The following is a 13,068-nucleotide window of genomic DNA, read 5'->3' as shown; positions in this document are numbered from 1 at the left end:
GGCCAGCGCACCGGCCACGGGCGGTCCGATCAGTGCCGGCAGCACCCACGCGCTGGTGAGCACGGTGAACACCCGCGCCCGGAACTCCTCGGGATAGGCGACGGCGACCAGCACGTACAGGGCAACCCCGGCGAGCCCGGACCCGAATCCCTGCACGGCCCGGCCCGCGAGGAATACGACCATATCGGGGGCTGCGGCCACCCCGATCAGGCCGGCCGAGAACACCGCCACCCCGGTGTAGAGGGCGGGTCCGGGGCCTGATCGGTCGATCCACACTCCGGCGACGCAGATCGCGAACACCGACATCGCGATCGGGGCGGCGAACGCCAGCGCATACGAGGCGAGCGCCCCGAACTCGTGGCCGACGACGGGCATCACCGTCGCGACGGCGAACGATTCGAACGCGAACAGCGCCGACAGGAAGAACAGCCCGACCGTCGTCGCGCGGAACCGGCCCGACCACAGCGGGGGCACGGAGACGACCGTCATGCGGTCACCTCGACCACGCCTCGCCCGAGCGAACGGTACGTCCCGTCGGTTGAAGGAATCGGGTGTACCGCTCGCTCGGGAAGCCGGGGGGGCTCGAAACGCGGACCGAACTCGCGCCGGGCAATCGGGTGCATGGCCGCCTCCGTTCGTCGGGTGTGGTCCCAGCGAACAACCTCCAGCCGACTCGAGGTCAAGAGGCACATTGTTAACCTCTACCCGTGCTGCTCTCCGATCGTGACATCCGCGCCCAGCTCGCCTCCGGGCATCTGGGCATCGACCCCTTCGACCCGGAGATGGTGCAGCCGTCGAGTGTGGACGTCCGCCTCGACAGCCTGTTCCGCGTCTTCAACAACACGCGCTACACGCACATCGACCCTGCTCAGCGTCAGGACGAGCTGACCTCTCTCGTGCAGGCCCCGCCCGGCGAACCGTTCGTGCTGCACCCCGGCGAGTTCGTGCTCGGCTCGACGATGGAACGCTGCACGCTGCCCGACGACCTCGCCGGTCGTCTCGAGGGCAAGTCGTCGCTCGGTCGCCTCGGACTGCTCACGCATTCGACCGCCGGATTCATCGACCCGGGCTTCGACGGGCACATCACCCTCGAACTGTCGAACGTCGCGAACCTGCCGATCACGCTGTGGCCGGGCATGAAGATCGGCCAGTTGTGCCTGTTCCGCCTGACCAGCCCCGCCGAGCATCCGTACGGCAGCGCGAAGGTCGGGTCCAAGTACCAGGGCCAGCGCGGGCCGACCCCGTCGAAGGCGTACCTGAACTTCGCGCACGACCACCCGGACGCCCGCCCGAGCTGACGCTCACCCGAGTCGGGTAGCCCCCTACCCGTGCCCCGCGGCGCGGCCTGCTCGACGATGAGGACACATCCTCTGCACGATCGTCCGCCTCCACCGACTCGATCGTGGCGGTCGACGTTCGACGCGATCCGATCGTCCGTCCGTCCGGCCGAGCCCACTGCGCCGTGATCCCCGCAGATTCGGGTAGTCGGCTACTCGTGTGAACCGCATTTCCCCCTCGTACTTTCGAAGACGTCACCCGATCCGACGACGAGGGGAGCGCCCGATGACAGAGTCCGAACCACGCAGTCCACGTTCATCGGACACGGTGCGGGTGTACCTGCCGAGCAACGCCGCACACGACCTCGACGCGGTCGGGAAGATCTCCCGGCAGGTGCTCGAGAAACTCGGTTGCCCCGGCTGCACATCCGGGTTCGAGATCCGGTTCATCGAGCTGCGGGACTTCGCGGTGGACCCCGACAGTCTCGACGTCCGGGAGATCCCCGGTGCACCGAGATACTGACGTCGCCGAACTCGAACCGCAAACACTCTGGGACGTCGACCCGGCCGGGGTCCTCGACGCTCTCGACGAGGGGCGTGTCCGGGTGTTCTCGAACCGCGGTCGTATTCGGTGTCCGTGGAGATCTGATGCCGGCCGGATTCGCGTAGTGCACTACTCGTGACGGCGGCCCGGTACCGGGCGACGCTGAATACGATCCGAATCCACTTCTCGCCGAAAGCGATGCCATGACCATCATCTCCAACACCAGGGTCCATGGGTCCGGCGACAACGCCGCGGCCTATCTCACCGAACGCGAACACCAGCGCCGCGCCGCGGCCCGGCGCATCGTCGACCGGTCCGATGTGCGGGTCGGCAACGAGCAGGTACTCGGGGAACCCGGCGGGATCGCCCGCGCCGACGACCCCGCGCGCATCGCGAAGCGTCTCGACCGGGTGAGCCGCTACTACCGCGGTGGCGATCCCGCCGATGCGTCGGCGGGTGCCGATCCCGCCGCGTTGGTCGAATCGGCGCTCGAACGCGCCCCCGCGATCCTCGGATCCGGCACCGAGGACGTGGAGTCGATGCTCGAAAAGATCATCAACACGGCGGATTTCGTGGGGGTGCGCTATCTCGACGAGGGAGTGGCGGCCGCGCGCGCGATCGGTCGCGTCCACATCCTCGGCGCGGACGGATCACGGCTCGGCTTCGGCACCGGCTTCCTGGTCTCCCCGCACCTGCTCCTCACCAATCATCACGTGCTGCCCGACGCGGTCATCGCGGGGGCGAGCGTCGTCGAGTTCGACTTCCAGGACGGCATCGACGGCCACCCCCTGACTCCGCGATCGGTGCCGCTGGATCCGGGACGGTTCTTCGTCGCCGATCGGGAACGGGATTTCGCGCTCGTCGCCGTCGACGCGCCGCCGGATGTCCTCGCGCAGTACGGCTTCAACCGCCTGACCGCTGCCCAGGGCACGGTGGTCATCGGCGAGTTCGTGACCATCGTGCAGCATCCGCGCGGTGAGAAGAAGCAAATCGCGTTGCGGGAGAACAAGATTGTCGACATCCCCGAGATGTTCGTGCACTACTCCGCGGATACCGAACCCGGATCCTCCGGTTCCCCGGTGTTCAACGACCAATGGGAGGTCGTCGCGTTGCACCACGCGAGTGTGCGGGCACCACAGCAGACCCAGTTCGGCGGATTCCTCAACGAGGGCGTGCGGATCAGCCGGATCCTGCAGTTCCTCCGCGACCGTGATCTGCCGCCCGAACAGCGGGCACTGGTCGAGGAGTTGACCACCGCCGAACGTCCGGAGCTGCTCACCGATCGGCCGGTCCCGCAGTCACGTCTCGGCACCGCGGAAACATCGGATGGTGCTGTGGCAGTGAATATTCCGCGCGACCGGTCCGTGGAGATCACCGTGCGGGTCGGTGCGACCGCAGCGGACGCGACGATTCCACCGTCCACGACCGAGGCCATCTCCATCGATCCCGACTACAGCCGGCGCGGCGGATACGACCCCGGCTTCCTCTGCACGGCGCTTCCGCTTCCGGTCGTGACCGGGGATGCGGTCTCGGTGGCATCCCATGAGCTTCGCTACCACCACTTCAGCGTCGTCATGCACCGGCGGCGCCGGTTGGCTCTCTTCACCGCGGTGAACATCGACGGTGGACTCGCGCAGAAACCGCGACGGGACAGCGACCGGTGGATCCGCGATCCGCGTCTTTCCGCCGACGAGCAGACGGGGGAGGAGGTCTACCGCGACAATCCGCTCGACCGTGGTCATCTCGTGCGTCGCCTCGATCCGGCGTGGGGTCCGCTCGCGAAGGCCGCGAACGACGACACCTTCCACTTCACCAACTGCACCCCGCAGCATCACGATTTCAACGCCGGCAGCACGCTGTGGCTCGGGCTCGAGGACTATGTTCTCGGCAATGCCGACAACCGGGATCTGAAGGTGAGCGTGGTGACGGGGCCGATCCTCGCGGACGACGATCCGCTGTATCGGGGTGTCGCTCTGCCCCGCCAGTACTGGAAGGTGGTGGCGATGACGAAGTCCGACGGCACGTTGTCCGCCACCGGGTATCTGCTCAGCCAGGCCGCGCTGCTCGACGAGTTCCTCGCGGGTCCGGAGGAGTTCTCGTTCGGTGCCTACCGCACCTTCCAGGTTCCGGTGCGGCGCATCGCGTCGATGACGGGTCTGGGCCTGGACGCCTACGTCGCCGGTGACCCTCTCGAGCGCATCGAGGCGGGTGTCTCCGTCCGTGAACTGCTGCGACCACAGGATCTGATCCTGTGACCCCATCCCGGATTGCGGTCTGTGACCGCCCGGCCGGTCGTTGCCCCGTCGCTCCGCCGCGACGCGGCAATGGTTGGCCCGGTTCCGGTTATCGGGGACAATATTGGACATGTGGTGGTGGATCGCCATAGGCGTCGCGGTGTGGGTGATGGTCGCGGTGGCCGCCGCGCTGATCATCGGGCGCATTCTCCGCCGTGCCGACGTGGAGGAGCAGATCGTCGAGATTCAGCGCAGCCGGCGAGACGACTCCCATACGGAATTGAGCTGACACGCCGAAATCGTTTGTACTAGCGAGTAACGATCTTTATCGCTACTGTCCACTGCGGTCGTCCTCCAACCCCCCTGCGTGGGCGGCCGCGCAGGCTGGTCATCCCCCCATCACCGGTCTGTAGAGGCCCCGCCGGCCCCCACCACTGTCGGCGGGGTCTCGCCTTTCCGGCGCGCACCCCGACCGATCTGCCCGATACCCTGGCGCCATGACGACGGGGCCGCGGATCACCATCACGTACTGCACACAGTGTCAATGGCTGCTGCGTGCCGGATGGATGGCGCAGGAACTCCTGAACACCTTCGGCTGCGACCTCGGTGAAGTAGCCCTGATTCCCGGCACGGGTGGAGTCTTCCAGGTAACCGCGGACGAGCAGCTCGTGTGGGATCGCAAACGCGACGGGGGCTTTCCCGACATCGTCACCCTCAAGCAGCGGGTGCGTGACGTCGTCGATCCCGACCGGGATCTCGGGCACGGGGACCGGACGACGCGCGCCTAGAGTTTCCGGACCGATCCGATATGCACAGCCGATCCCGGCACCGTAACGTTCGGCGAACGTCGCCCGACGTACCGTTGGCATGGTTTGTCCGGATCGGTGCGGGAGAGGTCCCCAGTGTCAGAAGGAAGCATCCGCGACGCGCAGTTGCGTCGTGAACTCGGTGTTCCCCCGTCGTTCGACCTGCTGGGGCACCTCCGGGATCTCGTGCGCGTCGCCCTGCCCGCGTTCCTGATCGCAGCGGTCGGCGCCGCGCTCGTCTTCATCGTGCGCGACAGCGGACCGGGCGTCTACGAGTCCCAGGTGGTGGCGGAGATCCGCAGCACCTCCCCGATGTACGGCGGCGACGCGAACCTCGGGCAGCTCACCGCCCCCTACGTCGCACTGTCCTCGGACTCCGAGGTGGTCGCGCTCATCGGGGAGGCGATGGGTGAGGGCTGGGATGCGGCGACCGTCGAGGGCCACATCGAGGTTTCGCCCGGTCCGTCGCCCACACTGCTGATCGTGAACGCCACCGCGGGATCCCAGGCCGAGGCCGACGAACTCACCGGAATCGTCGTCACCTCGCTCGACCGGGTGCAGTCCGGGCGGAATCGGGCAGCCGTCGACGCGAGCGTGGCCGAACTCGACACGACCATCGCCGACCGGCGTGCCGAACTCGCGAGCCTCGACCCGGAGTCCCCGGCGTATGCGGCGTTGCAGGGAGAGATCGACGCGCGAATCGACGAGCAGCGTCAGCTCCGCGCCAGCTTCAGAAGTGCCCAGCTGCAACTGCTGGCGTCGCCGAACAGCAGCGGCGAGAAGGTGTCGCCGAAGCCGGCCGCCGAGGCGATGGTCGCGTTCCTCGCGTTGTTCGTAGTCGCCGCCGAGGCCCTGGTGGCGCTGAGCGGTCGCCGCGGCACCACCAACAGCCCGGAATGGGCGCGGCGGCTGTCCCGTCGCTACCGGACCGCACTGCAGATCGAGCCCACCGACGTCCTCGGGCTGCCACTGGACACGACCGTCATGGTGAATCAGCGTGCGTCCCTGGGAGAGTCGATTCTGATCCTTGGGGGCGCCGGAGTGCAGTCGGATCCGCGGAGCTTCGCCGGTGCCGCCGCAGACAGGATCACCCGGGCCGCATTGACCGACCGCTGGTGGCAGACGGTCCCGACCGACGAACTGGCGCTCGCGGTGGTCGTGGTCGCGTCCGCCGAGAGCGAGCGCGCGGCCGTCGAGGATGCGGTGCGCGCCCTGGCCGAGATCGAGGTGCCCACCCGCCTCGTGCTGCTCGGGTCCGGACCGCGCGGCAGTCTGTTCGGTGCCCTGGGTTCACTGCGAGCCTCAGGTTCTCGACGCGCCACAGACACATCCGTCGCCCCGGCTCCGGCGCCGATGCAGGCTGCGGCTCCGCCGCCGATGCAGGCTGCGGCTCCGCCGCCGATGCAGACTCCGGCGCCGATGCAAACTTCGGTCCCGGCGGAACCGGTGGCACGGAACGTCCCGGCTTCCCCCGTGACGCCGGCCGCACCGGCGTGGGCGGAGAGCCGTCCGCCGAGCCCGCCGGTGAACGTCGAACAGGTCTGGCGCACTTCCCGGCCCCCCGAGACCTGGAGGGCTCCTGCGCCCAACGGTCAGCAGGTTCCGATGCCGTACCCGGGGCAGGGCAACGGGAACCCTGCGCAGCAGGACAGAGCCGAACTCGGCGCACAGATCGTGCACGACGATTCGCGCGGGCCGGGTGCGCCCCCGGACTCGTGGGGCCGCTGACGGTTACGACGCGACCGGGGGTGGCGTCGGGGACTCCGAGTCGAGGGTGTCGGAAACCCCGGTGCATGCGGTTGCGGCCGATTGCACCACCGCCAGAGACGGTTTCGCAGTGAAGTTGTACTCGAGCAAACCGAAGTTCTGTTCGCGGTCGGACAGGTTGGTGCCGTGGTTGCGCAGCGTGTACACGAACACCTTGTCGACGTACCCGAGCCGGCGTGCCTCCGCGATGCCGTCGCGGATGATGTCCGCCTGCCGTTGAGCGCTCACCGCGTCGCTCGCCCGGCCCGTGGGTGCACCGAATTCGGTCGCCCAGATCTCGGTGGCCGAGTCGCCGTACTGCACCATCGTGTCCCGCATGAACCGCATGCGGTAGAAGGTGTTCCAACTCTGGGTGCTCGCATCGGACGGTAGCGCCGGCCAGCTGTAGGGGTGGACGGACAGTGCGTCGAAATACTGTTGTGCTCCACGCTGATAGAGCTGCTGCACATAGGTGGTGGGCGCGATGTTCGTGCCGTCGTCGACCGCCGGTGCGAGGCCTCCGTTGAGGATCATCGCGCCGGGCTGCACCGAACGGATGGCCTGCGCTGCGGCGGACAGCAACTGCACGTAGGCATCCGCGTTCGGGGCGGGCCGGAAGAAGTTCACCAGATTCGGTTCGTTCCAGATCTCCCACGTGGCGACCTTGCCGTTGTAGCGTTCCGCGGCCTGCTTCGCGAAGGTCGCGAAAGTCGCCGGATCCGCGGGCCGGCCGTGCGAATCGGAGGTACCGGCCACCCGGGCCCAGGCCGGGGTGTAGGTGACGATGCCGAGCAGATTCAGTCCGCGCGCGCGGGCCCGGTCGACGAGTCGATCGATCGCGGACCAGTTCTGTTGTCCTCGGGTGGCTTCCACGACCGACCAGTCGACGTCGAATCTCAGCCAGCGGATTCCCGTGTTCCACATGGTGTCGAGTTCCCGGGTGAGGTCGGCGTCCGAGAGACCCAGCATGGGCGCGCCACCGGAAATGCCGAGGTCGGAGGTGGTGCAGCCGGTCGGCGGCGGCGGTGCGGGCGGGGCGCAGGCGACGGTGGCGGCGAGGAATCCGGTGACGAGCACCGGTGCTGCGGATCGGAACAGGCGTGAATGTCGCACGGCGATACCTTCTTCCGGTCTCGTCCGGTGTCCGGACGTCTGGCGGTACCCGGGCGTGCGCAGGCACGAGCCGCGGCCTGTAACCTACGAGCGTCCCGGACCGATACCCCGGCGAGGGCATCGGTGACAACGGTTACCACCCGTCACAGTGGTAACAGCAGTAACAGAGCCATCGGGAAGAATGTATCGACATGAGGGGCCGTGCCGCCGGTATTTGCCGACGATTGTCGTACACGGCTGTGGGCAGACGCGAACCGGCGGCAGTGCAGCGACCCTCGTCGGGATGATTCGATGACGTTCGCGATCCACGACGAGTCCGCGATCGAGACGATCCTGGACGACTGGCACGACCTGACCACGCGCATCCCGCACCGGGTGGCGACCCGTCCGTCCTACGCATTGACGTGGTTCCGCGCCCTCGGCCGCGGACGCCTCGCGGTGTGCGCCGTCCGCCGCAACGGGCGTCTCGTCGCGGTGGCACCGCTGCACAGCCGGAGCCGTCTCGGTGTCCGTGCGTACCGGGTTCTCGGGCACGGCCTCGCGACCATCGGTGGGGTGCTCGCCGAGGACGACGACGCACTGAACGAATTGGTCGATGCCCTCGCCACCCGGCGGATTCCACTGCAACTGACACATCTGGAATCGACGGACCCCCTCATCGCGGCCCTCCGCAGATCCAACTGCTGGCACGTCGACGCATACATCGACGATCACTGCCTGACCATCGATCTCGAGCCCGGACAGAACGCGGCGGCGTTGCGCGGCAAGAAGACCCTCAAGGCGCTCCGGCGCATCGAACGATCGCTGGAGAAGGCCGGCACCCCGGCGTCCGTCGAGATCGTCACGGAACCGGCGGATCTTGCCCGGCGATGGCCGGACATCGCCGGTGTCGCCGCCCGCGCCGACGCCGACAGCGGCCGCGTCGACTTCTGTGCCCCGCCGATCGCAGCGTTCACCCGGCCGTTCCTCGAGGCCGAAGCGCGCGCCGGGTCGCTGCTCGTCGCGGGCCTGATCGTCGGCGACCGCTGGGTCGCGCACGAGATCATGTTCCGCACCGGCGGCACCGCGGAGATGTGGATGGCCCGGTTCGATCCCGACGCTGCGCACCTGCGACCCGGACACCTGCTGCATCGGTGGCTCGCCGACCACCACGACGACCTGGGCATCACCCGATTCGACTACCTGCTCGGAACTTCGGAATTCAAATCCCGTTGGGCCAACGGGGGATACGACGCGGTCACGGTCACCGCCACCCCGCGGGGCCGACCGCTGCACCGGTGGACGCTCGACGTCGCCGACCGCGCCGCCGACCGGATCCGCCCGCTTCGATCCGTAATCGAAATACGCTGACTGCCAACGGAGTCAGATGCACCCGGGGGTGGACGCGGCGCGCTGCACCACGGCCATCGCGGGTTTCGGATCGAGATCGTGGTCGACGATGCCGAAATTCTGCTCGCGGTCGGCGGCAGCGTTCCCCCGATCGACGAGACTGTAGACGAACAGCTTGTCGACGAACGGCAGCCGCCGCTGCTCGTTGATGCCGTCGCGCAGGATCTCGGCCTGCTCGTCGGGGGACACGCTGTCCTCGCCCGATCCGGTCGGTGCGCCGAACTCGGTGGCCCAGATCCGGGTGTCCCCGTCGTCGTGGTCCGCCATGACGGCGTGCAGGTTCCGCATGCGGTAGTAGGCGTTCCAGCGCCGCGTCCCGGCATCGGAGGGCAGTGCCGGGTAGCTGTACGGATGCATGCCCACGGCATCGAAGTCGTCTTCGACGCCCAGGGCGTACAGCTCGTCGAGAAAGGTCGTGGGGCTGATGTCGGTGCCGTTGTCGGTGGCGGGGGACAACCCGCCGGTGACGATCACCGCGTCCGGCGCTGCGGCCCGGATCGCGGTCGCCGCGGCGGAGAGAAGCCTCGCGTACTGTTCGACATCCGGTGCGGGCGTGAAGAACTGCGTCAGGTTCGGTTCGTTCCAGATCTCCCAGTGGCGCACCGTACCCGCGTACCGGGCCGCGGCATCCCCGGCGAAGCGGCCGAACTCGGCGGGATCGGAGGGGCGGCCGTGCGAGTCGTCCCCCGACTCCTCGATGCGTGCCCACGCGGGCGTGTTGGTGATCAGACCGAGCACCTGCAATCCGCGTTCGACGGCCGCGGCCACGACCCGATCGACGCCGCTCCAATCGCTCCGGCCGCGTTGCGGTTCGACCGTCGACCAGTCCACGTCGAAGCGGATCCAGCGGGCACCGGACGCGTCGACGAGATCGAGATACCGATCGAGACGGTCGGCGGGCATCGCGTCGAGGCCGGACCCGGTGGCGATCCCGAGACTGTCGGCGGTGACCGACGGGTCGCACGGCAGGTCCGGGTCCGGGACGCAGGCCGTGGCGGTGAGCACCACTGCGGTCAGAGCGGCGATCGTCCCGGCGACGGCGCGGCGGGGAAACGACTCAGCCACGCAGCAACTCCTCGAGCATCCGGGGGACGGTGGTCGTGCGGTCGTGGTTGTCCTCGACGCGGCGGCGGGCGGTCTCCCTGACCGACCGGCGCAGGTCGTCGTCGGTGAGCATCCGGTGGAGCGCCGCGGCGAGCGCCGCGGGATCCCCGGGCGGAACCAGGAGTCCCGCACCGTCTCTCAGCAGTACCGATGTGCCGCCGTGATCGGTGCCGACCACCGGCACGCCCACGCTCATCGCCTCGAGCGCCACCAGCGGCCCGGCTTCGGGGGAGGTGCTGGCGGACACGGCGACGTCCCAGGTGCGCAGTGTCGGCAGCGGTTCCACGCGGCCGAGGAAGACGACGCGGCCGTCGAGGTCGGGTTCGCTTGCCCGCCTGCGGAGTTCCTCGGCGTACGGTTCGTCGCCGGGAAAGGGCGCGCCGGCGATCTCGAGCCGGACCCCCGGAATCCGGGATACCGCGTCGAGCAGCACCCGATGCCCCTTCCACGGGGTGAGCGCACCCATCATGCCGATCACCGGGGTCGCCGCGACGGCCGGGGCGACCGTGAAGTCGGGAACCTCGACACCGAGATGCGCGACCGTCACGTCGAGCCCCAGTTGTCGCGGAGGCCGGGCCGTCGGCTCCGAAACCGCGACGGCACGGGTGATTCCGCGGCGCGACAATCGCACGATCCCTCGTTGCTTGGCGCTCGACAGGGTGTCGTGCACGAGCCACACTGCGCCGGGTATCCGCGCGACCGCGACGGCGGGCAACGCGAACAGCGAGTTCACGATCACCGCGTCCTCGCGTCCGTGCAGTTCCGTCCGCAGGATCCGGCCGGTGCGCAGCCAGTCGGCAGCGAGCCGGGCAAGCGTCGTGGTCTTGGCGAGTCCGCGTTCGCCCTGCGGTCCGAGCAGCGGGATCGCGAGGATGTCGACCTCTGCGGGCAGTCGCGACCGCAACGGCCCGTCGGGGCAGGCGACGGCGACCGCGCGACCCTCGTCGAGGGCACACCGCACCAGTTGCAGCATGACCAGTTCGGCGCCGGACACCTGGGCGGTGTGGGTGACGAAGACGACGCGGCGCCGCGTGGAAGGAGCCTGATGGGAATTCACGTGTGCTACCTGGACTTCAGGAGATGGACGAGGCGGATTCTCCCCGCGACGGGCAGGAACTGCATGCCCGCGAGGACGAGTGTGGGCGCGACCGCGGCGGTCACGATCCACGGGATGTGGAAGCGGTCGGTCAGCAGCGTCGCCCACACGGTCACCGCGAAACCGAGAATCGCGACACCGATGATCGCGCCGACCGGGAACAGTCGACGGACCGGGACCGTGCGGGCGACGACGATCCAGATGGCGGCCAGAAGAACCAGATCGGTGACGAGCGTTGCGATCGACGCCCCGAAATAGGACCACCGCGGAATCATGACCAGATTGAGTGCGACGTTCGCAGCGAGACCGGCGAGCGCGACCCACGGATAGACGCGGTGGCGGGACGTGGAGACGAGCACCATCAATCCGAGTTCGGTGAGCATGGACAGGGCGCTGCCGAGCACGAGGAACCGGCCGGCGTCGGCGGCCTCGGCGAAACGGGAACCGTAGAGCAGATCCATCAATGCCGGTGCGACGGGCCAGAACGCGGCGACGGCGACCGCACCGAGCACGGTGAGGAGGATCGCCGATTCGCGGGTGCGCCCGCGGAATCGCTCGGTGTCCCCGGGCCACGTCGCGACGAGCAGGGTGGTGACGGGACCGACGACGGTCGAGGCGACGATCCCGAGGAGGTCGGCGAACTTGTAGCCGACGGTGTAGAGCCCGACGGAGTCGAACGAGTCCATCCGGCCGAGCATCAGCACGTCGATCTTCGACAGGATCGTGATGAGCGCGAAGCCGATGCTCAACGGCACGGCCTCGGCGAGCATCTCGCGCCATCGCCACAACTGGGCGCGGGACGCGGGTACGGGACCGGCGATCCCGTTTCGCACACCGCGGATCTTGACGACGATCGCGACGATCTCGTTGATCACCGCCGGCACGACGAGCACCAGCAGCACGGGGGCGAACAGCACCGCGGCGACGGTGCAGACGAGCTGGACGAGCTGGCCGAGTGTCTCGGCGACCGCGACGTACGCCATCCGTAATCGGCTCTGGTACATCACCGTCAGCGCGTGACTGGGGGTGGCGACCACGACGACGAGACCGGCGATCACGGTCGCCCACACCACATCCGACGGATAGCCCATCACCAGCACGTAGGCGATCGCCAGCAGGTGACCGAGCATGCCCAGCGCGGCGCGCAGCGCGATGAACGCGGTCGTCACATAGGACACTTCCCACGGGTTGCACTCGACGAGTTTCGCGAGGACCACGCGGCCGACACCGAGATCGGTGACGACCGACAGCAGCCCGAGCAGACCGAAGACGAAAGAGAACTTGCCGAAGTCGTCGGGTGACAGCGCCCGGGCGACGATCATCGATCCGGTCCAGCCCATCGCGGCGACCGCGACGCGGCTGCCCAGCATCGTGATCGTGTTGCGGCGGGCGTCGCGCGCGTCGAGTTCGGGGGTCTGCGGTTCGTGGATCGTGTCCTCGCGGATCTTCGCGGCGATCCGCTGCAGCACGACCGTCTCGGCGGCGACGTCGCCGTGGACACTGCCCTGGCCGGTCCCGTAGCTGGGGGCGCCCAGCGCGGACCACGACGCGGTGTCCCAGAGCCGGGCGTGCCGACCGACACTCGACTGGGTGGCGAAGGACGGCGCGACCGCGGGTTCGCCGAGGTCGTCCGGTCGTGTGTGCCTGCCCATCGCTACCTCAGATCCGCAGCCCGGCGTGGCGGTAGGCGTCGAGGGTCAGCTCCGCGGTGCGGTCCCAGGTCGAGGCCGCGGCGGTGACGACCGCCCGGCTGCGCAGG

General features: G+C 68.7%; 12 protein-coding genes. 7 read left to right on the top strand and 5 right to left on the bottom strand.

The annotated features are described in order from the left end of the window. Nucleotides 1-489, bottom strand: a 489-nt coding sequence (locus ACN675_RS24465; protein ID WP_420753304.1) for an MFS transporter, incomplete at its 3' end; no start/stop codon positions are given. Nucleotides 490-707: 218 nt separating this feature from the next. Between ACN675_RS24465 and dcd the strand changes: the two genes are divergently transcribed. The 6 genes from dcd to ACN675_RS24435 all read left to right on the top strand — a co-directional run bounded on the left by dcd (nucleotide 708) and on the right by ACN675_RS24435 (nucleotide 6,589). Next, complete coding sequence (gene dcd, locus ACN675_RS24460) at nucleotides 708-1,298, top strand: dCTP deaminase (protein ID WP_420753303.1); 591 nt, start codon at nucleotides 708-710, stop codon at nucleotides 1,296-1,298. Between the two features lie 265 nt (nucleotides 1,299-1,563). Then, nucleotides 1,564-1,800, top strand: coding sequence for a hypothetical protein (locus ACN675_RS24455; RefSeq protein ID WP_420753302.1), 237 nt, complete (start codon nucleotides 1,564-1,566; stop codon nucleotides 1,798-1,800). Nucleotides 1,801-2,024: 224 nt separating this feature from the next. Further along, on the top strand, nucleotides 2,025-4,076 hold the full coding sequence (locus ACN675_RS24450; protein WP_420753301.1) for a DNA/RNA non-specific endonuclease: 2,052 nt from the start codon (nucleotides 2,025-2,027) through the stop codon (nucleotides 4,074-4,076). A gap of 109 nt (nucleotides 4,077-4,185) precedes the next feature. Further along, entirely contained in the window at nucleotides 4,186-4,344 is a 159-nt protein-coding gene (locus ACN675_RS24445; protein WP_420753300.1) for a hypothetical protein, read from the top strand. Between the two features lie 208 nt (nucleotides 4,345-4,552). Continuing rightward, nucleotides 4,553-4,843: a SelT/SelW/SelH family protein gene (locus ACN675_RS24440; protein ID WP_420753299.1), complete on the top strand. Its 291-nt coding sequence runs from the start codon at nucleotides 4,553-4,555 to the stop codon at nucleotides 4,841-4,843. A 114-nt stretch (nucleotides 4,844-4,957) separates the two neighbouring features. Further along, entirely contained in the window at nucleotides 4,958-6,589 is a 1,632-nt protein-coding gene (locus ACN675_RS24435) for a hypothetical protein (protein ID WP_420753298.1), read from the top strand. Nucleotides 6,590-6,592: 3 nt separating this feature from the next. On the opposite strand, the gene ACN675_RS24430 is transcribed toward ACN675_RS24435, so the two are convergent. Continuing rightward, nucleotides 6,593-7,720, bottom strand: a complete 1,128-nt coding sequence (locus ACN675_RS24430; RefSeq protein WP_420753297.1) for a glycosyl hydrolase — start codon at nucleotides 7,718-7,720, stop codon at nucleotides 6,593-6,595. A 291-nt stretch (nucleotides 7,721-8,011) separates the two neighbouring features. Here ACN675_RS24430 and ACN675_RS24425 point away from each other — a divergent pair, with 291 nt between their 5' ends. After that, entirely contained in the window at nucleotides 8,012-9,070 is a 1,059-nt protein-coding gene (locus ACN675_RS24425; RefSeq protein WP_420753296.1) for a GNAT family N-acetyltransferase, read from the top strand. A gap of 12 nt (nucleotides 9,071-9,082) precedes the next feature. Here the strand turns inward: ACN675_RS24425 and ACN675_RS24420 are convergent, their stop codons facing one another. Genes ACN675_RS24420 through ACN675_RS24410 form a run of 3 tightly spaced genes read right to left on the bottom strand, consistent with a single transcriptional unit; the run spans nucleotide 9,083 to nucleotide 12,961 of the window. Next, complete coding sequence (locus ACN675_RS24420) at nucleotides 9,083-10,174, bottom strand: cellulase family glycosylhydrolase (RefSeq protein WP_420753295.1); 1,092 nt, start codon at nucleotides 10,172-10,174, stop codon at nucleotides 9,083-9,085. Beyond that, nucleotides 10,167-11,270 carry a glycosyltransferase family 4 protein gene (locus ACN675_RS24415; protein WP_420753294.1) on the bottom strand — a complete coding sequence of 368 codons (1,104 nt, stop codon included), beginning with the start codon at nucleotides 11,268-11,270 and terminating at the stop codon, nucleotides 10,167-10,169. Before ACN675_RS24415 ends, ACN675_RS24420 begins: the two co-directional genes overlap by 8 nt. A 5-nt stretch (nucleotides 11,271-11,275) precedes the next feature. After that, entirely contained in the window at nucleotides 11,276-12,961 is a 1,686-nt protein-coding gene (locus ACN675_RS24410; protein WP_420753293.1) for a flippase, read from the bottom strand. Nucleotides 12,962-13,068 lie beyond the last annotated feature (107 nt).

The organism is Rhodococcus sp. O3, assembly GCF_048897285.1.
Taxonomy (GTDB): Bacteria; Actinomycetota; Actinomycetes; order Mycobacteriales; family Mycobacteriaceae; genus Rhodococcus.
Note: the sequence above shows the minus strand (reverse complement) of the source record. Positions and strands in the feature narration are given on the sequence as shown.